The 21,842-nt window shown below is 72.0% G+C and carries 21 protein-coding genes; 9 read left to right on the forward strand and 12 right to left on the reverse strand.

Annotated elements, in window-relative coordinates; all coding sequences use genetic code 11:
* Nucleotides 1-65: 65 nt before the first annotated feature.
* Nucleotides 66-3,785 carry a multifunctional oxoglutarate decarboxylase/oxoglutarate dehydrogenase thiamine pyrophosphate-binding subunit/dihydrolipoyllysine-residue succinyltransferase subunit gene (locus tag ABZ477_RS12330; protein ID WP_360133089.1) on the forward strand — a complete coding sequence of 1,240 codons (3,720 nt, stop codon included), beginning with the start codon at nucleotides 66-68 and terminating at the stop codon, nucleotides 3,783-3,785.
* Here the strand turns inward: ABZ477_RS12330 and ABZ477_RS12335 are convergent.
* The 3 genes from ABZ477_RS12335 to ABZ477_RS12345 all read right to left on the reverse strand — a co-directional run bounded on the left by ABZ477_RS12335 (nucleotide 3,760) and on the right by ABZ477_RS12345 (nucleotide 7,476).
* Nucleotides 3,760-5,112, reverse strand: coding sequence for an amino acid permease (locus ABZ477_RS12335; protein ID WP_360133092.1), 1,353 nt, complete (start codon nucleotides 5,110-5,112; stop codon nucleotides 3,760-3,762). The two genes, ABZ477_RS12330 and ABZ477_RS12335, sit on opposite strands and share 26 nt — an antisense overlap.
* 211 nt (nucleotides 5,113-5,323) lie before the next feature.
* Complete coding sequence (locus ABZ477_RS12340; RefSeq protein WP_360133095.1) at nucleotides 5,324-6,880, reverse strand: glycerol-3-phosphate dehydrogenase/oxidase; 1,557 nt, start codon at nucleotides 6,878-6,880, stop codon at nucleotides 5,324-5,326.
* Nucleotides 6,877-7,476 carry a TetR/AcrR family transcriptional regulator gene (locus ABZ477_RS12345; RefSeq protein ID WP_360133098.1) on the reverse strand — a complete coding sequence of 200 codons (600 nt, stop codon included), beginning with the start codon at nucleotides 7,474-7,476 and terminating at the stop codon, nucleotides 6,877-6,879. The genes ABZ477_RS12340 and ABZ477_RS12345 overlap by 4 nt, the downstream gene beginning before the upstream one ends.
* 35 nt (nucleotides 7,477-7,511) lie before the next feature.
* On the opposite strand from ABZ477_RS12345, the gene ABZ477_RS12350 reads away from it, so the two are divergent.
* Complete coding sequence (locus tag ABZ477_RS12350) at nucleotides 7,512-9,128, forward strand: FAD-binding oxidoreductase (RefSeq protein ID WP_360133101.1); 1,617 nt, start codon at nucleotides 7,512-7,514, stop codon at nucleotides 9,126-9,128.
* Nucleotides 9,125-10,030 carry a diacylglycerol kinase gene (locus ABZ477_RS12355; protein ID WP_360133104.1) on the forward strand — a complete coding sequence of 302 codons (906 nt, stop codon included), beginning with the start codon at nucleotides 9,125-9,127 and terminating at the stop codon, nucleotides 10,028-10,030. Before ABZ477_RS12350 ends, ABZ477_RS12355 begins: the two co-directional genes overlap by 4 nt.
* A 10-nt stretch (nucleotides 10,031-10,040) precedes the next feature.
* Here the strand turns inward: ABZ477_RS12355 and ABZ477_RS12360 are convergent, their stop codons facing one another.
* Nucleotides 10,041-10,283 carry an alpha-ketoglutarate decarboxylase gene (locus ABZ477_RS12360; RefSeq protein WP_360133107.1) on the reverse strand — a complete coding sequence of 81 codons (243 nt, stop codon included), beginning with the start codon at nucleotides 10,281-10,283 and terminating at the stop codon, nucleotides 10,041-10,043.
* Nucleotides 10,280-10,984, reverse strand: coding sequence for a sigma-70 family RNA polymerase sigma factor (locus tag ABZ477_RS12365; RefSeq protein ID WP_360133110.1), 705 nt, complete (start codon nucleotides 10,982-10,984; stop codon nucleotides 10,280-10,282). The genes ABZ477_RS12360 and ABZ477_RS12365 overlap by 4 nt, the downstream gene beginning before the upstream one ends.
* Before the next feature lie 48 nt (nucleotides 10,985-11,032).
* On the opposite strand from ABZ477_RS12365, the gene aroA reads away from it, so the two are divergent.
* Genes aroA through bcp form a run of 3 tightly spaced genes read left to right on the forward strand, consistent with a single transcriptional unit; the run spans nucleotide 11,033 to nucleotide 13,939 of the window.
* The gene (gene aroA / locus ABZ477_RS12370) at nucleotides 11,033-12,409 is read left to right on the forward strand and encodes a 3-phosphoshikimate 1-carboxyvinyltransferase (protein WP_360133113.1); all 1,377 of its coding nucleotides are present in this window, start codon (nucleotides 11,033-11,035) and stop codon (nucleotides 12,407-12,409) included.
* Nucleotides 12,406-13,449 (forward strand): ribosome small subunit-dependent GTPase A, encoded by a 1,044-nt coding sequence (rsgA, locus tag ABZ477_RS12375; protein WP_360133116.1) that lies wholly within the window; start codon nucleotides 12,406-12,408, stop codon nucleotides 13,447-13,449. The genes aroA and rsgA overlap by 4 nt, the downstream gene beginning before the upstream one ends.
* A gap of 16 nt (nucleotides 13,450-13,465) precedes the next feature.
* Nucleotides 13,466-13,939 carry a thioredoxin-dependent thiol peroxidase gene (bcp, locus tag ABZ477_RS12380; protein WP_360133118.1) on the forward strand — a complete coding sequence of 158 codons (474 nt, stop codon included), beginning with the start codon at nucleotides 13,466-13,468 and terminating at the stop codon, nucleotides 13,937-13,939.
* A gap of 6 nt (nucleotides 13,940-13,945) precedes the next feature.
* Here bcp and ABZ477_RS12385 read toward each other — a convergent pair whose 3' ends face one another.
* A complete protein-coding gene (locus ABZ477_RS12385) occupies nucleotides 13,946-14,347 on the reverse strand; it encodes a histidine kinase (protein ID WP_360133121.1) in 402 nt (133 codons plus the stop codon).
* 254 nt (nucleotides 14,348-14,601) lie between these two features.
* Between ABZ477_RS12385 and ABZ477_RS12390 the strand changes: the two genes are divergently transcribed.
* The gene (locus tag ABZ477_RS12390; RefSeq protein ID WP_360133124.1) at nucleotides 14,602-14,850 is read left to right on the forward strand and encodes a WhiB family transcriptional regulator; all 249 of its coding nucleotides are present in this window, start codon (nucleotides 14,602-14,604) and stop codon (nucleotides 14,848-14,850) included.
* Between the two features lie 76 nt (nucleotides 14,851-14,926).
* Here the strand turns inward: ABZ477_RS12390 and ABZ477_RS12395 are convergent, their stop codons facing one another.
* The 3 genes from ABZ477_RS12395 to ABZ477_RS12405 form a co-directional block, all read right to left on the reverse strand.
* The gene (locus ABZ477_RS12395; RefSeq protein WP_360133127.1) at nucleotides 14,927-16,414 is read right to left on the reverse strand and encodes a histidine kinase N-terminal domain-containing protein; all 1,488 of its coding nucleotides are present in this window, start codon (nucleotides 16,412-16,414) and stop codon (nucleotides 14,927-14,929) included.
* A gap of 103 nt (nucleotides 16,415-16,517) precedes the next feature.
* Nucleotides 16,518-17,831 carry a hypothetical protein gene (locus tag ABZ477_RS12400; RefSeq protein ID WP_360133130.1) on the reverse strand — a complete coding sequence of 438 codons (1,314 nt, stop codon included), beginning with the start codon at nucleotides 17,829-17,831 and terminating at the stop codon, nucleotides 16,518-16,520.
* The gene (locus ABZ477_RS12405) at nucleotides 17,828-18,457 is read right to left on the reverse strand and encodes an SAF domain-containing protein (protein WP_360133133.1); all 630 of its coding nucleotides are present in this window, start codon (nucleotides 18,455-18,457) and stop codon (nucleotides 17,828-17,830) included. The genes ABZ477_RS12400 and ABZ477_RS12405 overlap by 4 nt, the downstream gene beginning before the upstream one ends.
* Nucleotides 18,458-18,556: 99 nt before the next feature.
* On the opposite strand from ABZ477_RS12405, the gene ABZ477_RS12410 reads away from it, so the two are divergent.
* On the forward strand, nucleotides 18,557-18,838 hold the full coding sequence (locus ABZ477_RS12410) for a helix-turn-helix domain-containing protein (RefSeq protein WP_360133136.1): 282 nt from the start codon (nucleotides 18,557-18,559) through the stop codon (nucleotides 18,836-18,838).
* 39 nt (nucleotides 18,839-18,877) lie between these two features.
* On the opposite strand, the gene ABZ477_RS12415 is transcribed toward ABZ477_RS12410, so the two are convergent.
* Nucleotides 18,878-19,477 (reverse strand): hypothetical protein, encoded by a 600-nt coding sequence (locus tag ABZ477_RS12415; RefSeq protein ID WP_360133139.1) that lies wholly within the window; start codon nucleotides 19,475-19,477, stop codon nucleotides 18,878-18,880.
* A gap of 127 nt (nucleotides 19,478-19,604) precedes the next feature.
* Between ABZ477_RS12415 and ABZ477_RS12420 the strand changes: the two genes are divergently transcribed.
* Entirely contained in the window at nucleotides 19,605-20,033 is a 429-nt protein-coding gene (locus tag ABZ477_RS12420; RefSeq protein ID WP_360133142.1) for an Rv3235 family protein, read from the forward strand.
* Nucleotides 20,034-20,077: 44 nt separating this feature from the next.
* Here ABZ477_RS12420 and ABZ477_RS12425 read toward each other — a convergent pair whose 3' ends face one another.
* Entirely contained in the window at nucleotides 20,078-20,431 is a 354-nt protein-coding gene (locus ABZ477_RS12425; protein ID WP_360133145.1) for a hypothetical protein, read from the reverse strand.
* Nucleotides 20,432-20,505: 74 nt separating this feature from the next.
* Nucleotides 20,506-21,741, reverse strand: a complete 1,236-nt coding sequence (locus ABZ477_RS12430) for a pyridoxal phosphate-dependent aminotransferase (RefSeq protein ID WP_360133148.1) — start codon at nucleotides 21,739-21,741, stop codon at nucleotides 20,506-20,508.
* Between the last annotated feature and the right edge of the window lie 101 nt (nucleotides 21,742-21,842).

A 21,842-nucleotide genomic window follows, 5' to 3' on the forward strand; every position in this document is an offset into this window, starting at 1 on the left:
CATGTGGGAGGCATCCTGCCCCGCATGTCCAGCAGATCTTCACCGATGAAAGCAGGCGATCCAGCGTGTCGAGCCAGGTGACAGGCGTCGGGGTTTCGAGCGAAGGCGAGTTCGGAGCCAACGAATGGCTTGTCGAGGAACTGTACGAGCAGTTCACAGTCGACCGGAACTCCGTGGACAAGGCATGGTGGCCGATCCTCGAGTCCTACCACCCCGTGGATGCGCCGGCGCAGCCCGCCGCACCCGCCGTGCCGACGCAGCCGGTGTCGGAGGCGGCGGCACCCGCTGCCGCCCCGGCGACCGAGCCTCGGCCCGTCACGGCGCCGATCCCGGTGATCGGCGCGCAGCCGGTCGCGCGGACGACGGCCAAGCCCGCTGCGATGCAGCCGATCCCGGCTCAGGCTCCCGCTGCGATCCCGTCGACGGGTGAGGCGTCCAGCGAGGAGGACCAGGTCACGGTCCTGCGCGGGATGCCGAAGACGCTCGCCGCGAACATGGACGAGTCGCTCACGGTTCCGACCGCGACGAGCGTGCGGACCGTGCCGGCCAAGCTCATGATCGACAACCGGATCGTGATCAACAACCACATGGCCCGCACGCGCGGCGGCAAGGTGAGCTTCACGCACCTCATCGGATGGGCGATCATCCGGGCGATCCAGGAGTTCCCGAGCCAGAACGTCTTCTACGCCGAGGTCGACGGCAAGCCGTCGGTCGTCGCGCCCGCGCATGTCAACCTCGGCATCGCGATCGACCTGCCCAAGCCGGACGGCACGCGCTCGCTGCTGGTCCCGAGCATCAAGCGGGCCGAGATGCTGACGTTCGGCGAGTACCTGGCCTCGTACGAGGACCTCATCACGCGCGCCCGCGGCGGCAAGCTCACGGCGGCGGACTTCCAGGGCACCACGATCTCGCTGACCAACCCGGGCGGCATCGGCACGGTCCACTCCGTCCCGCGTCTCATGAAGGGGCAGGGATGCATCGTCGGTGCGGGCGCCCTCGAGTACCCGGCCGAGTTCCAGGGCGCGAGCGAGAAGACGCTCGTCGAGCTGGGCATCGGCAAGACGATCACCCTCACGAGCACCTACGACCACCGCGTGATCCAGGGCGCGGGCTCGGGCGAGTTCCTCAAGAAGGTCCACGAGCTGCTCATCGGGCAGCGCGACTTCTACGAGGACATCTTCGCGGCGCTGCGCATCCCGTACGCGCCGATCCACTGGGCCAGCGACATCAACGTCGACCTCGCCGAGCGCGTCGACAAGACCGCCCGCGTCCAGGAGCTCATCAACGCGTTCCGCGTCCGCGGCCACCTCATGGCCGACATCGACCCGCTCGAGTACGTGCAGCGACTGCACCCCGACCTCGAGATCGAGAACCACGGCCTGACGTTCTGGGACCTCGACCGCGAGTTCGTCACGGGCGGCTTCGGCGGCAAGCGCCTCATGAAGCTGCGGGACATCCTCGGCGTCCTGCGCGACTCGTACTGCCGCACGATCGGCATCGAGTACATGCACATCCAGGATCCCGCGCAGCGCGCGTGGTTCCAGGAGCACGTCGAGATCAAGTACCAGAAGCCCGGTCACGACGAGCAGCTGCGCATCCTGTCCAAGCTCAACCAGGCCGAGGCGTTCGAGACGTTCCTGCAGACGAAGTACGTCGGCCAGAAGCGCTTCAGCCTCGAAGGCGGCGAGGCGCTCATCCCGCTGCTGGACGAGATCCTGCAGGGCGCCGCGCAGGCGGGTCTGGACGGAGCCGCGATCGGCATGGCCCACCGCGGACGCCTCAACGTCCTGACGAACATCGCCGGCAAGACGTACGGCCAGGTGTTCCGCGAGTTCGAGGGCGCCGTCCACGTGGGCAGCAAGAGCGGATCGGGCGACGTCAAGTACCACCTCGGCACCGAGGGGACGTTCGTGGACGACCGCGGCGAGGAGCTGCCCGTCCTGCTGGCGGCCAACCCGTCGCACCTCGAGACTGTCGACGGCGTGCTGGAGGGCATCGTCCGCGCCAAGCAGGACCGCAAGCCCGTCGGCACCTTCACGTGGCTGCCCATCCTCGTGCACGGCGACGCCGCGTTCGCGGGACAGGGCGTCGTCGTCGAGACGCTGCAGATGTCGCAGCTGCGCGGCTACCGCACGGGCGGCACGATCCACGTCGTCGTCAACAACCAGGTCGGCTTCACGACGATCCCCGTCGACGGCCGCTCATCGGTCTACGCGACCGACGTCGCCAAGACGATCCAGGCGCCGATCTTCCACGTCAACGGCGACGACCCGGAAGCCGTCGTGCGCGTCGCGCAGGTCGCCTTCGCCTACCGCGAGCAGTTCCACCGCGACGTCGTGATCGACGTCGTCTGCTACCGCCGCCGCGGCCACAACGAGGGCGACGACCCGTCGATGACGCAGCCGCTCATGACGAACCTCATCGAGGCGAAGCGCTCGGTGCGGCGCCTCTACACCGAGGCTCTCGTCGGCCGCGGCGACATCACCGAGGAGGAGTACGAGAAGGCCAAGCTCGACTTCCAGAACGGCCTCGAGATCGCCTTCGCCGAGACGCACGCCGCCGAGACCGGCGCCCACTCGGTCGTGACCCCGACGCAGGAGGCCGAGACGCCCGCGCACGGCGTACCCGAGTCGACGGCCGTGTCGACCGAGGTCGTCCACCTCATCGGCGACGCGTTCGTCAACAAGCCCGACGACTTCACCGTCCACCCCAAACTCCAGCAGCTGCTCGACAAGCGCAACGACATGAGCCGCAACGGCGGCATCGACTGGGGCTTCGGCGAGCTGCTCGCGTTCGGCTCGCTCCTTCTCGAGGGCACCAACGTCCGTCTCGCCGGCCAGGACTCGCGCCGCGGCACCTTCGTGCAGCGCCACGCGGTCCTGCACGACCGGTCCAACGGCCAGGAGTGGATCCCGCTCTCCAATCTCTCGGAGAGCCAGGCGCGCTTCTGGGTGTACGACTCGCTGCTGAGCGAGTACGCCGCGATGGCGTTCGAGTACGGCTACTCGGTCGAGCGTCCCGACTCGCTCGTGCTCTGGGAGGCGCAGTTCGGCGACTTCGCCAACGGCGCGCAGTCGGTCATCGACGAGTACATCTCTGCCGCCGACCAGAAGTGGGGCCAGCAGTCGAGCGTCGTGCTGCTGCTCCCCCACGGGTATGAGGGCCAGGGACCGGACCACTCTTCTGCCCGGATCGAGCGCTACCTCCAGATGTGCGCGCAGGACAACATGACGGTCGCGCGTCCTTCGACGCCGGCGTCGTACTTCCACCTGCTGCGCCGCCAGGCGTATGCCCGCCCGCGCCGCCCGCTCATCGTCTTCACGCCGAAGGCCATGCTGCGCCTCCGTGGTGCGACCAGCGCGGTGGAGGACTTCACGAACGGCACGTTCCAGCCCGTCCTGGACGACGCTCGCGGCCTGGACAAGTCGGCCGTCAAGCGCGTGCTGCTGCACGCCGGCAAGATCCACTGGGATCTGCGCGCGGAGCTGGAGAAGAACCCGAACCCCGAGATCGCGCTCGTGCGCCTCGAGCAGTTCTACCCGGCGCCCGTCGACGAGCTCAACGCCGTCATCGACGCGTACCCGAACGCCCAGCTCTACTGGGTGCAGGACGAGCCCGAGAACCAGGGCGCCTGGCCGTTCATCTCCCTCGAGGTCGTCAAGCACCTCCACGGGCGCACGATCCGGCGCATCTCGCGCAACTCGGCCGCATCACCGGCGACCGGCTCGCCGAAGGTCCACGCCGTCGAGCACGCCAAGCTCATGCAGAAGGCGCTGACTCTGTAGTCGCCGACTGCGTCGCCGCGGGCCGCGTCCGGATCTCCGGGCGCGGCCCGCGGCGTTCCAGCTGTCCGCGGCGGCGGCGGACGAGCGTCACGACGACGGCCGCGGCGGCGAGCAGGACGGCAGGGAGAAGCGATCCGAGCGCGAGGACCAGCATCCCGCCGCAGAGCACGGCCGCGACCAGCGCAAGCCACCAGCCGAACGTGCGGCGCTCGAGCAGCCGCACGGCGGCGACCATGCCGAGCGTGTAGATCGCGACCATGCTGCTCGTGTGGACGAGGATGAACGGCGTCAGGTCCAGTCCCGAGACGACCATCAGTGCGAAGTAGCCGAGTGCGACGACGCCCGTGAGGGCCAGCGCGCGGCGCGCAACGCCGCCGGACTCGACCCCCTTGGAGAACCAGCGCGGCAGGTCGCGATTCGAGGCGAGCGACGCCCCGAGCTTCGCGAAGGCCGCGAGGTACGCGTTCATGACGCCGAGGGCGACGATGGCTGCGATGATTCCGACGGCGGGCGCGCCGAAGCCGGGAGAGCCGAGGCGCGCGAGCTCGAGGAGCGGCACCTGACCCTCGCCCGCGGCCGTGCCGAGCGCGCCGACCGTCACGATCTGCAGCACGAGGTAGCACGCGCCTGTCACGACGAGCGCGATGGCGGTCGCGAGCGGGATGGCGCGGCGCGGATCGCGGAACTCCCCCGAGATGTGCGTTCCGACCTCCCAGCCGGCGAAGGCCCACACGAAGAGGCTGATCGCCGTGCCCACGCCGGCCCAGCCGTGCGGCAGGAACGGCGTGAAGCTCGCGGGCTCGACAGCGGGCGCCGCGAGCGCGACGACGCCCACGACGACCGCGAGGAGGAGCGCCGTCAGGACGAACTGCACGCCGCCCGCCACGCGCACGCCGAAGGCGTTCGAGACGAACGGCGGCACGAAGATCGCCGCCGCGATGACCGGCACGAGGGCGTGGTCGATTCCCGCGACGGCGGTCACGTACTCGGCGCCGAGCACCGCGACCACGGGTGCACCCGCGCACACGCCGAACATGAACCAGTACCCCGTCATGCGGGCGGCGGTGTCGCCGAGCGCTCGCCGCACGTAGCTCGCGACCCCGCCGGGGTCCGGGTAGCGGGCCGCGAGCACGGCGAAGGTGCCGGCGAGCGGGACCGACAGGACGATGACGGCGACGACCGCGACGATGCTCGCGGGCCCCGCGACCGCTGCGGCCAGTCCCGGCAGCACGAGCAGCCCCGTCCCGAGGACGGAGGCGATGTAGAGAGCGGTGCCCTGGACGAGCCCGAGTCGGCCGTGGCCCGCGGCCGGCGAGGTCGATGTCACCCGTCCAGTCTGGTCCGGGCCGCCGACCCCTGCGCGTGTCCGCCCGCCTTCGAGCACAGGATTCCTGCCAACCTGGTCCGCCGTCGCGTCGAGGTCCACCGCGAGAACGCGTCCACGTCCTCAACACGCCGGGCGCAGAGGTCACGAGCGCGTTCTCGCGAGGGGAGGTCGACCGGGGAGGCGCGGGGAGCGGGATGCCGTCCGGCAGGCGTCAGGCCGGGTCGACGCCGGCGCGCTCGAAGGCCGCGACCGCGGCATCCGTCGACTGTGCGCGGTCGGCCGCGACGAGCCCGAGCCGCGTGCGGCGGTCGAGCACGTCGTCGAGCGTGAGGGCGCCCTCGACCGCGACCGCCCACTGCAGCTCCTGAGCCGTCACGCCGCGCGCCGCGCCGGGCCCATCGGGCAGGCCCGCCGCGAACGGCGCCTCGGCCCCGTACCGGCGCACGAGCCGCGCGGGCGCGGCGATCTCGTGCAGCCGATGCCGGGGCCACGCCCCGACGAGCGGCAGCGAGCGCGTGACGGCGGGGCGCGCGGCGGGCAGGACGCGGCGACGCACGGCCTCGTCGACGCCGTCCTGCGCCATGCGGCGGTAGGTCGTGAGCTTGCCGCCCACGACGCTCAGGACGCCGTCGTCCGACTCGAGGATCGCGTGCTTGCGGGAGAGGTCGCTCGTCTGGTCCTCGTCGTGCGCCGAGGTCAGGAGCGGCCGCAGCCCCGCGAAGGTGCCGATGACGTCGTCCCGCGTGAGCGGCCGCTCGAGCACCGAGCCGACGACGTCGAGGAGCATGTCGATCTCGGCGTCGGTCGCCTCCGGCACGTCGGGCAGGGGCCCGTCCGCCGGGACGTCCGTGAGCCCGATGTACGTCCTGCCGTGCTGCGTCGGCAGCGTGAAGACGAAGCGGCTGCGCGAGCCCGGCACGGGCACGGTGAGCGAGACGTCGGATCCGCCCAGGCGCGCCGTGTCGACGATGAGGTGCGTGCCGCGGCTCGGCCGCAGGCGGATGCCGGCGTCGAGCTCGGCGGCCCACACCCCCGCGGCGCTCACGACGGCGCGGGCGCCCACCGTGAGCTCGGCGCCCGTCAGGGTGTCGCGCAGGCGCGCCGAGTCCCCCGTCGCCTCGAGCGCCTCGACGCGCGTCAGGACGGATGCCCCGTACCCGGCGGCCGTGCGCGCGACGGCGACGACGAGCCGCGCGTCGTCGAGGAGCTGCCCGTCCCAGCCCCGCATCGCGCCCCGCAGGTCGTCCGCCCGCACGCCGGGTGCGAGGCGGAGGGTCTCGCCCGGCCCGATCGGACCCGGCGAGCGCAGCACGGCGTCGGGCGTGCCGACGAAGCGCCGCAGCCCGTCGCCCATGCCGTACCCGGCGCCGATGAGGGCGCCCTGCGACATGTGGTCCGGCGCGTAGAGCGGCAGCACCTGCGCGACGGCCCGCGTGAGGTGCGGCGCGATGCGCGTCATGAGCAGGTGACGCTCCGCCGCGCTCTCGTGCGCGATCCCGAACTGGCCCGAGGCGAGGTAGCGCAGGCCGCCGTGGACGAGCTTCGAGCTCCAGCGGCTCGTGCCGTGCGCGAGGTCGTGCCGCTCGACGAGCACCGTGCGCAGGCCGCGACTGGCGGCATCCAACGCGATCCCCGCGCCCGTGATGCCCCCGCCGATCACGAGGACGTCGACGAAGGGCTCGTCGCCGAGGCGCTCGAGCTCCCTCCGCCGCCGCGCTGCGTCGAGCGCGGACGGGAACGGGGTCCTCCCCGCGATGCGTGCCGTCACCGTGCACCTCCGAGGTACCCCGTGAGTGCCGCACGCAGCTCCTCGGCCCACTCGTCGCCGCCGAGCCACTCCGCGACGAGCGGCGCCGACTGCACGGCCGACTGCACGATGAGCAGCACCATGGCGGCCAGGGTGCCCGGATCGCCCGCGCGGATGAACCCGTCGTCCTGCCCCCGCGCGATGCGCGCGGCGAGATCGGCGTGCATCGCCCGCTGGCTCGTGCCCAGCCGCGTCAGGACGTACCGGCCGAACAGCTCGGGGTCGGTGGTCCGCAGCCGGTCGAGGAGCGGCATCCGCCGCAGGACGTCGGCGGTCGCCACAAGGAGTGCCGCGAAGGCGTCCAGGTCGTCGGCCGGGGCCCCCGACGCCGGCATGGCCGAGAGCACCTCGCGCGTGACCAGCGCGGCGAACACGGACTGCGCGTCCGGCCAGTAGCGGTAGAGCGTCTGACGCGAGACGCCCGCTCGCCGGGCGATGTCGGATGCAGTCGTCCGGCGGATGCCGTGCGCCAGCAGCTCCGCGAGCGCGGCGTCCAGCAGCAGCGCCTCCGTCTCGGGCGTCCGCGAGGATCTCGCGTCGGTCGGCTCCAGTGCCATGTGACAACCATACAGAATGTGTCATACTGTCGCCCATGTCATCGACGACCCCGCCTCTCGCGGTCCCGTCGCCCGCCGGCCGATCCGACTGGGACGCGTGGGGCGACGAGCCCGCACGGCTTCCCGCAGGCGCCCGCGCGATCGTCGCGGCGGTCCTCCCCGGCAAGGCGCACCCCGTCCCCCGGCGCGAGCGCCCGACCCTGACGCCATCCCGGCTCGGGGACGGCGACCTCGCCGCGCTGACGGCGATCGCTCCCGCGACGACCGAAGACGGCATCCGGATGCTGCACCTCGGCGGGAAGAGCACACCGGACCTCCTCGCCCGCCGCCTGGGCGACCCGCAGCCCGCGCCGGACGCCGTCGTCTCGCCTGCGACGCACGACGACGTCCTCGCCGTCCTCCGGCTGTGCGCCGACCGCGGCATCGCCGTCGTGCCCTTCGGCGGCGGCACGAGCGTCGTCGGCGGCGTGGATCCGCTGCGCGGCCGGCACGGCGCGGTCATCGCGCTCGACCTCTCGCGGACGGCCGCGCTCCTCGCGCTCGACGAGGTCTCGCTCCTCGCGACTCTCGGCGCCGGGACGACGGGGCCGCAGGCGGAGGAGCTGCTGAACGCACGCGGCTACACGCTGGGGCACTTCCCGCAGAGCTTCCGGTACGCCTCGATCGGCGGTTTCGCCGCGACGCGCTCGAGCGGTCAGGCATCCCGCGGCTACGGCCGGTTCGACGACCTCGTGCACGCCCTGCGGGTCGCGACGCCCGCGGGCGACCTCCGCCTCGGCCGGGCGCCCGCGAGCGCCGCCGGGCCCGACCTCCGGCAGCTGTTCCTCGGCTCAGAGGGCGCGTTCGGGGTGCTGACCGAAGTGACGGTCCGCGTCCGCCCCATCCCCGCCGAAACGGCGTACGGCGCGTGGACGTTCCCCGACTTCGAGTCGGGCGCCGCCGCGTTCCGCGAGGCGACGCAGCGCGGGATCCGCCCGACCGTCCTGCGGCTGAGCGACGAATCGGAGACGCGCGTCAACGCGGCCCTCGGCGGGCACCTCACACGCATGCGCGGCGCCCTCGCCGTCGCGACGTTCGAAGGGGCGACGGAGGCGGAGGCCCACTCAGCGCGCGCCGCGCTCGACGCGGTCTTCACGAACCACGGCGCGAAGTCCCGCGGCGAGGACCCGGCCCGCTCGTGGGAGCGCGGCCGCTTCGCGTCGCCCGCGCTGCGCGACACGCTGCTCGACATGGGCGTCCTCGCCGAGACGCTCGAGACGGCGACGACGTGGGCGCAGCTCGCGGAGCTCAAGGGCGCCGTCACCGACGCCCTCACCGAGGCGCTCGCAGCCGAGGGCACGAAGCCCATCGTCATGTGCCACATCTCGCACGTGTATCCCGCGGGCGCCTCGCTGTACTTCACGGTCGTCGCGGCGCTCACGACGGAACCGGGTGCGCAATGGCAGCGGGCGAAGGATGCCGCATCCCGCGCGATCGGAGCCGCGGACGGCACGATCAGCCATCACCACGCCGTGGGGCGCGATCACCGCCCGTACCTCGAGGACGAGATCGGGCCCCTCGGCGTCGCGGTGCTCCGCGCCGTCAAGGACACGCTCGACCCGACCGGGATCATGAACCCCGGGGTCCTCGTGGCACCGGCCGCGGACTCGTGAACATCGCGCTGCTCACCAACCCCGCGGCACGCTCGGGCGCCCACGCGGGGGCCGCCTCACGCGCCGCCGAGCGGCTGCGCGCCCACGGGATCCAGACCACGATCGTCAGCGGCGGGAGTGCGGCAGAGTCCAGCGCGCTGCTGCGCACGGCCGTCGAGCTCGGGACGGATGCTGTCGTCGTGGCAGGCGGCGACGGCACTGTGAGCCTCGCCGTACAGGAGCTCGCCGGGACCGGCGTTCCGCTCGGAATCGTCCCCTCCGGGACAGGCAACGACTTCGCGGGGTCGCTCGGACTGCGCGACCTCGACGTCGACGCGGCCGCCGACCTCGTCATCGCGGGGTCGACGCGGACCGTCGACCTCGCGCTCATCACGCGCGCCGACGGCTCGACGCGGCACTTCGCGTCGGTGCTCGCGAGCGGGTTCGACTCGAAGGTCAACGACCGCGCCAACGCCATGACCTGGCCGCGCGGGGGCTCGCGCTACACGATCGCGATCCTGCTGGAATTCCTGCGCCTGCGCGCCATGCCGTTCGATCTGGAGCTCGAGCTCGCCGACGGTGCGACCGAGCGCATCGACGGACAGCTCCTGATGTCGACCGTCGGGAACACGCGCATGTACGGCGGCGGCATCCCGATCTGTCCGGATGCCAATCCGTCGGACGGCCTGCTCGATGTGACGCTCGTGCGCCCCGCGGGCCGCGTGCAGCTGCTGCGGATACTCCTGCGCGCCTACAAGGGCACGCACACGAGCTTCGACGAGGTGTCGACCTACCGTGCCAGGCGGGTGCGTCTCGCCTCGCCGGGGGTGACGGCGTACGCCGACGGAGACCCGGTTGGCACGCTGCCGCTCACGATCGATGTCGTCCCAGGCGCGCTCGAGGTGTTCGCACCGCCGGCCTGACGGCCGCGGCTCAGTGCGTCGCCTGCACCTCGCGGATGCGGGTGAGGACGAGGTCGCGCAGCTCCTCGGGCGCGGACTCCTTGCACGCCCGGGCGACGACATCGGTCAGGGTGCGGGCGACGAGGGCCTCGTCGCTGCACTCGGCGCAGTTGGCCAGGTGCTCGGCGATGTCGGAGTGCTGCGTCTTGCACACTTCGTGCCGCAGGTACTCCTCGAGATCGCGCCGCGCCTTCTCACAGCCGCAGTCGGTCATGTCGTGCTCCTCGATGCGGCGGTCTTCCCGCCGCGCTCCTTGGCGGGCGCGGTGTCGATGCCGCGCTCCTTCGCGTAATCGGCGAGCAGCTCACGAAGCATGCGCCTGCCACGGTGCAGGCGGCTCATGACGGTGCCGATGGGGGTTTTCATGATGTCGGCGATCTCCTGGTAGGCGAATCCCTCGACGTCCGCGAGGTACACCGCCAGCCGGAAGTCCTCCGGGATGGACTGCAGCGCATCCTTCACGACGGATGCCGGCATCCGGTCGATCGCCTCCGCTTCAGCCGACCGCGTGCTCGTCGCCGTCGTGGACTCGGCGCCGCCGAGCTGCCAGTCCTCGAGGTCGTCGATCGTGCCCTGGTACGGCTCGCGCTGCTTCTTGCGGTAGGTGTTGATGTACGCGTTCGTGAGAATGCGGTACAGCCACGCCTTGAGGTTCGTCCCCTGCGTGAACGTCGCCCACGAGGCGAACGCCTTCACGAACGTCTCCTGCACGAGATCCGCCGCATCCGCGGGATTGCGCGTCATGCGCATCGCCGCGGCGTACAGCTGGTCCATGAAGGGAAGCGCCTGCTCCTCGAACTGAGTGCGTGCGTCGGTCGCGGCCGGGGCCTGATCGTTCATCACGCGCCAGTCTATGCCGGGGTCCTGAAGGGCCTCCGGTGCACCGATGACGGCACGATCGAGCGTGGCGAACATGTGCTCCTCTGGGGGTTTCGACGAGGGGTTTCAGTAGGGTAGGAACCGATGACAGGCGACATGTATTCCCCCGTCCCCCAGCGCCGTGCGCGCGGCGCGTGGAGCGCCCCTGCCGCGAGCGGTCCGCTCAACGCCACCGTGACGGTGCCCGGATCGAAGTCGCTCACGAACCGCGAGCTGATCCTGGCCGCCCTCGCCGAGACGCCGAGCCGCATCGCGGCGCCGCTGCACTCGGACGACTCGGCGCGCATGATCGAGGCGCTCCAGTCGCTAGGCGTCGCGATCACCCCCGACGAGGGACCGGGCCTCTTCGGCCCCGACCTCCTCGTGACCCCCCGCTGGCCGCTGCGCGGCGGCGGCACGGTCGACTGCGGCCAGGCCGGCACGGTCATGCGGTTCGTGGCGGCGCTCGCGGGCTTCGCCGACGGCGAGGTCACGCTCACGGCCCATGAGACCGCCCTGCATCGCCCCATGGGCGCCATGATCAAGGCGCTCCGAGACGTCGGCGTCGACATCGACGACGGCGGGCACTGGGCCCTGCCCTTCTCGGTGCGCGGCCATGGCCACGTGCGCGGCGGCGAGGTCGTCATCGACGCGAGCGCGTCGAGCCAGTTCGTGTCGGGGCTCCTGCTCGCCGCCCCCCGCTTCGACGTCGGCCTGCACCTCATCCACCACGGCGAGCGCCTGCCGAGCATGCCGCACATCGACATGACCGTCGAGGCGCTCTCGCACCGCGGCGTCCACGTCGAGCGCCCGACGGCGGGCGAATGGGTCGTCCCGGCAGGCCCCCTGCGCGGGAAGGACATCGCGATCGAGCCCGACCTCTCCAACGCCGCGCCGTTCCTGGCAGCCGCGATGGTCGCGGGCGGCTCCGTCTCGGTGACCGGCTGGCCGGCGCACTCGACGCAGCCGGGCGCGATGCTCGGCGACATCCTGTCGCTCATGGGCGCGCGCGTCGTCCGCCGCGGCGGCGCCCTCACCGTGACCGCCGGCGCCAACGGCATCCAGGGCGTCGACCTCGACCTCTCGGCGGCCGGCGAGCTCACGCCGACGATCGTGGGCCTCGCGGCCTTCGCCGAGAGCCCCACGACGCTCTACGGCATCGGGCACATCCGCGGCCACGAGACCGACCGCATCGCGGCGCTCGTGAGCGAGCTGCGCGCGCTCGGCGGCGAGGCGGAGGAGCTGCCCGACGGCATCCGCATCATCCCGCGGCCGCTGCAGGGCGGACGCTGGCGCGCTCACCACGACCACCGCCTCGCGACGACGGGCGCCCTCGTGGGCCTGGCCGTGCCCGGGGTCGAGATCGACGACATCGGCACGACCGCCAAGACGATGCCCGAGTTCCCCGAGCTGTGGCAGCGCATGCTCGAAGGCGGATCGGATGACGCGGCCCCGCGCTCGGAGGCGCTGCAGGCATCGTGAGCTGGCTGGACGACTCCGACGACGACGAACCCGAGTTCGACGAAGCCGACGTCCGGGTCCGTCCCAATCCGAAGGCCAACCGCCCGCGCACGAAACGGCGTCCCGCCCACACGGACGCCGAGATCGCGCGCGTCCTCGGCGTCGACCGCGGCCGCTATGCCGTGCTGATCGACGAGGACGCCCCCGACGAGCACGAGGCCGTCGCGATGCGCGCGCGCGAACTGCGCAAGCAGCCGATCGTGACGGGCGACCTCGCCCGCGTCGTGGGCGACACGTCGGGCGACGAGGGCACCCTCGGCCGCATCGTCGGGATCGAGCCGCGCACGTCGCTCCTGCGCCGCAGCGCCGACGACACCGATCAGGTCGAGCGCGTCATCGTCGCCAACGCCGACCAGATGCTCGTCGTGGTGGCCGCGGCCGACCCCGAGCCGCGCCCCCGCCTCGTCGACCGCTATCTCGTCGCGGCGCTGGATGCCGGCATCCGTCCCCTCCTCGTCGTGACCAAGACCGACCTCGCCGACCCGGCCGCCTTCCTCGCGCACTTCGACGGACTCGACCTCGAGGTCTTCACGAGCGCCCGTGGAGAGATGCCCGTCGACGCGATCGGCGCGGCGCTCGTCGGCCACTCGACGGTGTTCGTCGGGCACTCGGGGGTCGGCAAGTCGACGCTCGTGAATGCCCTGGTGCCGTCCGCACAGCGCGCGACGGGACATGTCAACGTCGTGACGGGACGCGGGCGCCACACGTCGAGCTCGACGGTGTCGCTGCGGTACCGCGGCCCGGGCGGGAGCGGCTGGGTCATCGACACACCGGGCGTCCGGTCGTTCGGCCTGGGTCACGTCGACCCCGCGAACATCCTGCGCGCCTTCACGGAGCTCGCCGAGATCGCCGAGGACTGCCCGCGCGGCTGCACGCACCTTCCGGACGCGCCGGACTGCGCCATGATCGAGGCGCTCGAGGAGGGCCGGCTCGGCCCGCGCGGCGCGGCGCGGCTGGACTCGCTGCAGCGCCTGCTGGAGACCTTCGCCGACAAGTCCTGACGCCTAGGCTGGAGGGATGACCTCCGCGCGCCTCGAACCCGGTCGCCTCGCGCCCGCCTTCACGCTCCTCGATCAGGACGAGCGGCCCGTGACGCTGAGGGACCTGCGCGGAGGGCCGGTCATCCTCTTCTTCTACCCCGAGGCCATGACGCCGGGGTGCACGAAGGAGGCCTGCGACTTCCGCGACAGCCTCGCTCCCCTCCAGGCCGCCGGGTACACGGTGCTCGGGATCTCGCGCGACCTCCCCGAGAAGCTCGTGCGGTTCCGCGAGCGCGACGGCCTCACGTACGACCTGCTGAGCGACCCCGACCACAAGGTGCACGCGAAGTACGGCACGTGGGGCGACAAGATGAACTACGGCAAGGTCATCAAGGGCGTCATCCGCTCGACCTTCGTCATCGACGCGAAGGGCCGCATCCAGCACGCGCTCTACAACGTGCGCGCGACGGGGCACGTCGGTCGCCTGCGCACGCTGCTCAAGGTCGGCTGACGCGCGTCAGGAGCGGTCGGATGCCTCGTCCGAGGCATCCCGTGCGCCGCGGCGTGCAGACACCACCAGCAGCACGAGCCCGATGATCGCGGGCACAGCGATCGCGACGGCCGTCAGGGGGTGCGCATAGGCACCCGTCGCGGCGCCGAGGGCGACCGCGAGGATCAGCAGCTGCGCGACGATGCCTCCGGAACGGCCCCAGGACCGCCCGCGCCAGACCGCCGCACCGAACGCGACGAGCGCGACGGCGCCGACCGCGGTCAGGACCATGAGCGCGATCGCGCTCTCGATCGAGCCTGTGTCGCCCGTGACGAGGGCGACCAGCTGCCACGCGACGATCGCGAAGAGCGCGAACCCCTCGAGTACCAGGAGAGCAGCCGCAGCGCGGGCAGGGGTGGTTGTTCGCATGCTTCGACGGTTCCTCGTTCGGGCGGCGTCGGCTTGTACGGATCCTCCATGCCATAGAGGGAATACTCAGCCACTTCAACAGAATCCGGACGCCCGACCCTTGATCGGAAGCGCCCCGTCATGGGATCATAGGTGAAGCCGTGTGCTCCCACAGCGACGTGGGGCGAGCATCTGCTCGCATCTCCCACAGGGTATCGGACCCGAATCCGGGCTCTGGACCAGACCCGACACTTCCCGTCACAAGGAGCACAACCATGGATTGGCGCGACAAAGCCGCCTGCCTCACCGTCGACCCCGAGCTGTTCTTCCCCGTGGGGAACACCGGACCGGCCGTCGACCAGATCGAGAAGGCCAAGGGCGTCTGCGCACGCTGCACCGTGACCGAGATCTGCCTCCAGTACGCCCTCGAGACCGGTCAGGACTCGGGCGTGTGGGGCGGCCTCTCCGAGGACGAGCGCCGCGCCCTCAAGCGCCGCGCCGCGCGCGCCCGCCGCGCCTCCTGACGCGACTTCGCGCCTCCTGACGACAAGGGACGGGATGCCTCGACTCGAGGCATCCCGTCCCTTCTGTCCGGCCGCGTCAGGCCGCGCCGCGCTCGATGTAGCGCAGCGGGATGTCGATCGTGACCTCCGTGCCGCTGCCCATGATCGTGTGCCAGTCGATCGTGCCGCCGAGCTCGCCCTGGATGAGCGTGCGCACGATCTGCGTGCCCAGGCCGCGCCCGACCTGACCCTCGGGCAGGCCGGAGCCCGTGTCGCGCACGCGCACCTCGAGGCTGTCGGTGCCGCGCTCGGCGATGACCTCGACGTCGCCTTCCTGACCTGCGAGCCCGTGCTCGACGGCGTTGGTGACGAGCTCGGTGAGAGCGAGCGCGAGGGGGGTCGCGTACTCGCTCGGCAGCGTGCCGAAGCGCCCCGTCGTCCGGGTGCGGGCGCGCGTGTTCGGCGCGGCGGCGACCTCGGCGACGAGCTTGAGGGCGCGGTTGAAGACGTCGTCGAAGTCGACGTTCTGCGCGAGACCCTCCGAGAGGGTGTCGTGCACGACGGCGATGGCCGAGACGCGTCGCATCGCCTGCGTGAGTGCGTCGCGGGCCTCGTCTGTGTGCGAGCGTCGAGCCTGGATGCGCAGCAGCGACGCGACGGTCTGCAGGTTGTTCTTGACGCGGTGGTGGATCTCGCGGATCGTCGCGTCCTTCGTGATGAGCTCCTGCTCCTGATGCCGGATCTCGGTGACGTCGCGGCACAGGACGATCGCCCCGATGCGCGTGCCGCGGTCGCGAAGGGGGATCGTCCGGAGGCTCACCGTGACACCACGGGACTCGAGGTCGGCGCGCCACGGTGCGCGGCCGGTCACGACGACGGGGAGCGACTCGTCGAACTGGCGCTTGGTGGGCAGGATGCTCGTCACCACCTGCACGAGCGACTCGCCCTCGAGCTCGTCGTCGAACCCGAGCCGGTTGAAGGCCGAGAGCGCGTTGGGGCTTGCGAACGTCGTGACGCCGTCGACATCGAGCCGGATCAGGCCGTCCGACGCACGCGGCGCGCCGCGGCGCGGCGAGGTCGGGGCCGTGAGGTCGGGGAAGTCGCCGGACGCGATCATCCCGAACAGCTCGTCGGCGCAGTCGTTGAAGGTGATCTGCTGGCGTGACGGCGTCCGCGCTTCGCCGAGGTTCGTGTGGCGAGTGAGGACGCCGATCGGCCGGGGCTGCTCCCCTTTGCCGGCGCGCACGATGGGGACGGCGCGCACGCGCGTCGGGGTCTCCTCGAACCAGTCGGGCGAAGCCGAGTCGATGATGCGGCCCGTCTGGAAGGCGTCGCGCACCTGCGTGCGCCACTGCGGCCGCACGCGGTCGGACACGATGTCGCGATAGAAGAGGGTCGCCGCGCCGCTCGGCCGAGTGTGCGCGACGGCGATGAACGAGTCATCCCCCGTCGGCACCCAGATCACGATGTCGGCGAACGCCAGATCGGCCAGGAGCTGCCCGTCGCCGGCCAGCCGATGCAGCCACTCGACGTCGGCTTCGCTGGATCGGCCTTGGGCATAGACAAGATCGCTGAGGGTCGACACGGACTCAGCCTAGGGCCGACCCGATGCGTCTTCCTGGGCGACCGCCGCACGCGGCTGCGGGCACGGGGCGCCGGCCTTTGTCGCGCCGCCGCGCACGCGGAGATCAGGCGGCTTCGCGAGCGGCCCGCCGGTCCCGACGGCCTCTCCGCGCGTCGCGGGCGGAGCCTCGAAACGCGTGGACCCGTCCGCCGCGCGGGGCCGGCGCCGCGAGCCCGGGCGCCGGGGCGATCGCCTCGCCGACGAAGCGGCGCACCGCGACCGTGAACGGCGACTTGGGGGCGACCTCGGCGATGGGGCGGGAGGCGAGGATCGCGGCATCCGCAGACCTCGCGTCGGTGGGCAGGAACCAGAGATCCGCGACGCCGCCGAAGCGGTCGAGCGTCCGGCGGACCTGGCCGCGCGCGTCGATGCCGAGCGTTCCCGGGCGCAGCCGGTTTGCGACGACCGCGACGGGCGTCGAGCCGATGACGGCGCGCAGCTCGGCATGGGCGCGGAGGAACCGCGAAACGCCGATCGGATCGGCGGCGGCGACCGCGACGACGAGGTCGGCGCTCTCGAGGGTCGCGAGGGTCGCGGCGTTGCGCCGCGGGCCGTCGAGGTCGCTCACGATCTCCTCGTCGCGCTCGAGCGGCGCGGCCACATCGACGACCGTGTAGTCGGCCCACTCGCGGCAGACCGCGAGGGCGCCGGCGACGCGCGCGGCGCTGAGCTCCGGCCAGCGCGACGGCCGGTTGAGACCCGTCAGGACGTCGACCCCCGTGCGGCCGAGCGGCGTCGAGATCCGTGCGAGCTCCCGCGCATCCAGCGTGCCCAGCTGCGCCGAGCGGCACGCCGCGGCGAAACCCGGCCCCTCGTCGGCCAGGCCCAGCTGGAGCGCGATGGAGGGTGCGTGCGTGTCGGCGTCGACGAGCGCCGCTCGCCGTCCGCCCCGCGCGAGCTCGACGGCCAGTTCGATCGCGACGGTCGTGCGCCCGGGAGCGCCTGCGGGACCCCACACGGCGACGACGCGGGGATGGCGCGGCGACGGCTCCTCCGTCGCCGCCGCCGGTGGCGTCGTGAGCTCGCCCACGAGTCGCCACGGCTCGACGTCGATCGGCAGCGCGGCCGAGAGCCCGAACGCCGCGACCAGAGCGGCGGCGGCATCGTCCTCCACGAGGGGCACGATCCGCACGCCGGCACGGTCGCACATCGACACCGCCTGGGCGGTCAGCGTTGTCCGGTCCGCCTGCAGGATGACCGTCTCGGCGGCGGCGAGGGCGTGGAGTGTCCGCTCGGCCTCCAGCCCGCGCTCCTGGTCGGCGGCGACGGCGGCGAGGGCCGCGGCGGGGATCGCCGTGACGACGGTGAGCCCTTCGCGCTCGATGCCCGCCGTCAGCGCCGTCGCCCGCGGTTCGTCGACGGCGACGAGGATCGTCATCGCGCGGCTCCTGCCGTCGGCACGACCGACAGCGCCGATTCGTCGGCCATCGCCTCGAGGACTGCCGCGACGTCGGCCCGCGGGATCACGAGCTCGAGGGAGGCGGCTCCTCCGCCGATCATGGAGTCGTCGCTCGTCACGGCCACGACGGTGGCATCGGCGACGAGGATCCTCGGAACGTCGTAACCCCCATGCTCCAGGAGCGGCGCCTCCCAGACCTCCACGACCGATCCGGCCGCGACCGAGGACGGCACCTCGACGGCGCTGTGCACGACGACGGTCGTCGTCGCGGCGGTCGACGCGGCATCCACGGCGCTCTGCGGCACGAGCTCGCCCTCAGCGACCGTCCGGGTGGCGACGAGCCCTTCATCGAGCGCCTCCGCGGTGAGATACGCCTCTCCGACCTGCCCGAGCGCGACCTCCACGAGCCGCACGTCGTCGGCCGCGACGGCGTCGCCCGGGACGATCGTGCGCGTCGCCGCGAAGACCGGCACGGACTGCCGCGCCGCCGACACGACGAACCACACGCCGGCGATGGATGCCGCGATGAGGAGGATGCCGAGGAAGAACCGCGCATCGCCCCAGAAGGCGCGCGGGCGAGGTCGCGCGGAGTCTAGTGCCGTCATGCCATACATGGTCGCTCAGGCGTCACCACGGCCCTCCCGATTATCCACAAGCTCCCCCAGGCGACCCGGGCTGTCCGGTTGCGGGAGGATAATCGGACCATGCCCGACAGCCCGGCTTCCGCCCTGCGCCAGCTTTCACCGGCGGAGGCAGCCGAGCTGCTCGGAGTGTCCGTGGACGAGGTCATGGCGCTCGTCGACGCGGCGCAGCTGAGGGGCATCCGGGTCGGCTCTCCCGCGCGCTGGCGCATCGAGGCCGCCTCGCTCGAGCAGTACATCGCGGACCGCGCCGAGGAGGCCCGCCGCATGGCGCTGTGGCGCCAGGCGAATGAGGCGAGCTTCCCCGAGCTGTGGGGGACCGGCCCCGTGCGGCACGGCGACTGACCGCGGGCTGTCCGGCTCACCGACCGCCCGAGTCGGCGCTCAGAGCGTCCGCGCGCCCGGCTCGAGCCGGATCCACAGGATCGCCTCGAACGGCACGATGCGATGACCGCTCACGTCGCCCGCGCGACGCGGCGCGCCGGGATCGTGCAGCGCGAGGTCGAGGTGGTCGACGCCCGCGCGGTCGACCGTCCCGGAGAGCACCCGTCCGCTCGACAGGTGGATCGTGACGCCGACGCGCCGACGGACGAGGTCGCGCACGGCGAAGCCGAGCGTCATGCGCTCGCGCAGCGGCGACGGGGCGACCGCCCGCGCGCTGCGCAGGAGATCGGGATGCGGCATCCCGATGCTCACGATCGCGGAGAGCGGCACGAGCACGGCACCCGCCCGGCTCTCGGCAGGATCGAGCGCCGTCCAGTCCGCGCCGACGCCGGTGACGCGGCCGACCAGGACCGTGCCGTCGCGGAGCTCGAACGCGGGCGACGCCTCCGCGCCGGGCTCAGAAAGGACCGTGAGGCGGTCGCGCAGCGGCACGCGCGAGAGGCGGAGCCGCTCCGCTTCGCTGTCGAGCACGGCGCGCTCCGCCTCCCATTCGGAGGCGAGCTGCTCCTCGAGATCGTCGAAGAACCGGTCCCAGCGCACCCAGCGAGGCTAGGGCACGGCCTCGACACCGCCACGGAGTTATCCACAGGCCCGTTGCTGGATTCTTCCTTCGAATTATGAGTGTGTTCTAATTTCCAGATCGTTCCCCCGACGAGATAGGCCACTGATGGCAACGATGCCTGCGGTCCACCCGCGCCGCTTCACCGACGACGCGTATGAGGACTACTTCGCTCCCCAGCGCACCCCTTCCGCGCAGCTGCCCGAACCCGAGCCGTTCCTGCGCAACCTGACGATCGGCGTCCTCGAGGTCTTCTCAGGCGTCCGCGAGGTCGAACAGCTCGCTCGGTGGGTCACCGAGGATGCGTTCCGCAAGCTCGTGGTCCGGTCCAACCTCGCGGCCCGCGCACGCAGCGCCCGCGGCGTGCCCGCCAAGCGCCCTGTGCACTCGATCCTCTCCGTGCACCATTCGGCACCCGCCGAGGGTGTCGTGGAGGCCGTCGTCATCGTGGCCGGCCCCGCGCGCACACGCGCCGTCGCCATGCGCCTCGAAGGCATGGACGGCCGCTGGCGCGCGACCTCGCTCGCGCTCCTCTGACCGGCGACGGACTGCCCCAGCGTCGTGGCAGCCCGCTCGCCTGCCTAGTCGGAGTCCGCGTCGATCAGCTCGAGCAGCGCTTTGAGCGCGTCGCGGATCTCGGTGTGGTCGTACTGACCGGCACGGCTCTCACCGGCGATGACGCCGCCGCGATGCACGCGTCGGAAGTCTCCGAATGGGAACGAGTACGCGCCCTTCGTCTCCCGGTCCTCGCTCTTGTCGACGCCGAGGTGCCAGTGGGAGTACTCGGTCCAGCCCTCCCGCTCGATGAAGGCGTTCTCCTCGTCGGGAGTCGGCGCAGCCTCCGACCAGTCATCGCGCTCATCGCGCACGACGTCGCCCCCGCGGACGAGGGCCCTCGCGTTGCGCAGCGCAGGTTCGTTCAATTCGATCGCCATGCGGCGAGGCTAGGAGCCCCTGCCAAGACGGCCGAGGGGCTTGACGGATGCCGCGCCGCGGGGCACGTCCCGCATCACTGCCGGTAGGACGACAGGAAGTTCCCGAGCCGCTCGATCGCCTCCGTCAGCACGCGCGCTTCGGGGAGCGTCACGATCCGGACGTGGTCGGGCGTCGGCCAGTTGAAGCCGGTGCCCGGCACGAGGAGGACGTGCTCCGACATGAGGAAGTCGAGCACGAGCTTCTGGTCGTCGCGGATCTCGTGGACCTCAGGGTCGAAGCGCGGGAACGCGTACAGCGCGCCCTGCGGCTTGAAGCACGAGACGCCGGGGATCGCCTCGAGGCCCTCCCAGGCGGCATCCCGCTGCTCGTGGAGCCGCCCCGTCGGCGCGATGAGCGCGTCGATCGACTGCACGCCCGAGAGCGCCGCCTGGACGGCGTGCTGCGCGGGGACGTTGGGGCACAGTCGCGTCGACGCCAGGAGGGTGATGCCTTCGATGAACCCCGAGGCGTGCCTGGTGGGACCCGTGATGACGAGCCAGCCCGAACGGTAGCCGGCGACGCGATACGTCTTGGAGAGGCCGTTGAACGTGAGGCACAGGAGGTCGGGGGCGACCGTCGCCATGGGGATGTGCTCGACCTCGTCGAAGAGGATCCGGTCGTAGATCTCGTCGGCGAGGATGAGGAGCGAGTTCTCGCGCGCGATCTCGGCGAGGCCCTCGAGGACCTCCCGCGAGTAGACGGCGCCCGTCGGGTTGTTCGGGTTGATGACGACGATGGCCTTCGTGCGCGGCGTCACCTTGGAGCGGATGTCCTCGAGGTCGGGCTGCCAGTCGTCGTTCCCGTCGCACACGTAATGGACGGGCGTACCCCCGCCGAGGCTCGTCATGGCCGTCCACAGCGGATAGTCCGGGGCGGGGATGAGGACTTCGTCGCCCTCGTCGAGGAGCGCCTGCATCGTCATCGTGATGAGCTCGGAGACCCCGTTGCCGAGGTAGACGTGGTCGGGGTCGACCTTGGGGAAGCCGGGCACCTGCTCGTAGCGGTACACGACGGCGCGTCGAGCCGAGGCGATGCCGCGGCTGTCGCTGTAGCCGTGCGCGTACGGCATGGCCTCGATCATGTCGCGGACGATCTGGAACGGCGCCTCGAACCCGAAGACCGCCGGGTTCCCCGTGTTGAGCTTGAGGATCGTGTGACCCTCGGACTCCAGCCGGTCCGCCTCGACGAGTGCCTGACCGCGGATCTCGTAGAGGACGTTCTTCAGCTTGCTCGACTGATCGAGCGTTCGGAGGTTCGCGGTCGTGCTCATCGGATCAGAATAGCCGGGGCGCGTCCGAGCCAATCGCCCACGGGTGGCCCCGGACGGCCGCCCAGCGAGCCATCGAGACGAAACGCCCGAGCTCCATAACG

It is taken from the genome of Microbacterium sp. NPDC019599 (assembly GCF_040632175.1).
Taxonomy (GTDB): Bacteria; Actinomycetota; Actinomycetes; order Actinomycetales; family Microbacteriaceae; genus Microbacterium.

Excerpts from the sequence above, each read along its gene's own strand:
- ABZ477_RS12350 (WP_360133101.1), top strand. The coding sequence starts at position 7,512 with ATGTCATCGACGACCCCGCCTCTCGCGGTCCCGTCGCCCGCCGGCCGA.
- aroA (WP_360133113.1), top strand. The coding sequence starts at position 11,033 with ATGACAGGCGACATGTATTCCCCCGTCCCCCAGCGCCGTGCGCGCGGC.
- ABZ477_RS12360 (WP_360133107.1), bottom strand. The coding sequence starts at position 10,283 with ATGACCGACTGCGGCTGTGAGAAGGCGCGGCGCGATCTCGAGGAGTAC.
- ABZ477_RS12365 (WP_360133110.1), bottom strand. The coding sequence starts at position 10,984 with ATGTTCGCCACGCTCGATCGTGCCGTCATCGGTGCACCGGAGGCCCTT.
- ABZ477_RS12405 (WP_360133133.1), bottom strand. The coding sequence starts at position 18,457 with ATGACGGCACTAGACTCCGCGCGACCTCGCCCGCGCGCCTTCTGGGGC.
- ABZ477_RS12425 (WP_360133145.1), bottom strand. The coding sequence starts at position 20,431 with ATGGCGATCGAATTGAACGAACCTGCGCTGCGCAACGCGAGGGCCCTC.
- ABZ477_RS12420 (WP_360133142.1), top strand. The coding sequence starts at position 19,605 with ATGGCAACGATGCCTGCGGTCCACCCGCGCCGCTTCACCGACGACGCG.
- ABZ477_RS12400 (WP_360133130.1), bottom strand. The coding sequence starts at position 17,831 with ATGACGATCCTCGTCGCCGTCGACGAACCGCGGGCGACGGCGCTGACG.
- ABZ477_RS12390 (WP_360133124.1), top strand. The coding sequence starts at position 14,602 with ATGGATTGGCGCGACAAAGCCGCCTGCCTCACCGTCGACCCCGAGCTG.
- bcp (WP_360133118.1), top strand. The coding sequence starts at position 13,466 with ATGACCTCCGCGCGCCTCGAACCCGGTCGCCTCGCGCCCGCCTTCACG.
- ABZ477_RS12410 (WP_360133136.1), top strand. The coding sequence starts at position 18,557 with ATGCCCGACAGCCCGGCTTCCGCCCTGCGCCAGCTTTCACCGGCGGAG.
- ABZ477_RS12345 (WP_360133098.1), bottom strand. The coding sequence starts at position 7,476 with ATGGCACTGGAGCCGACCGACGCGAGATCCTCGCGGACGCCCGAGACG.
- ABZ477_RS12385 (WP_360133121.1), bottom strand. The coding sequence starts at position 14,347 with ATGCGAACAACCACCCCTGCCCGCGCTGCGGCTGCTCTCCTGGTACTC.
- ABZ477_RS12430 (WP_360133148.1), bottom strand. The coding sequence starts at position 21,741 with ATGAGCACGACCGCGAACCTCCGAACGCTCGATCAGTCGAGCAAGCTG.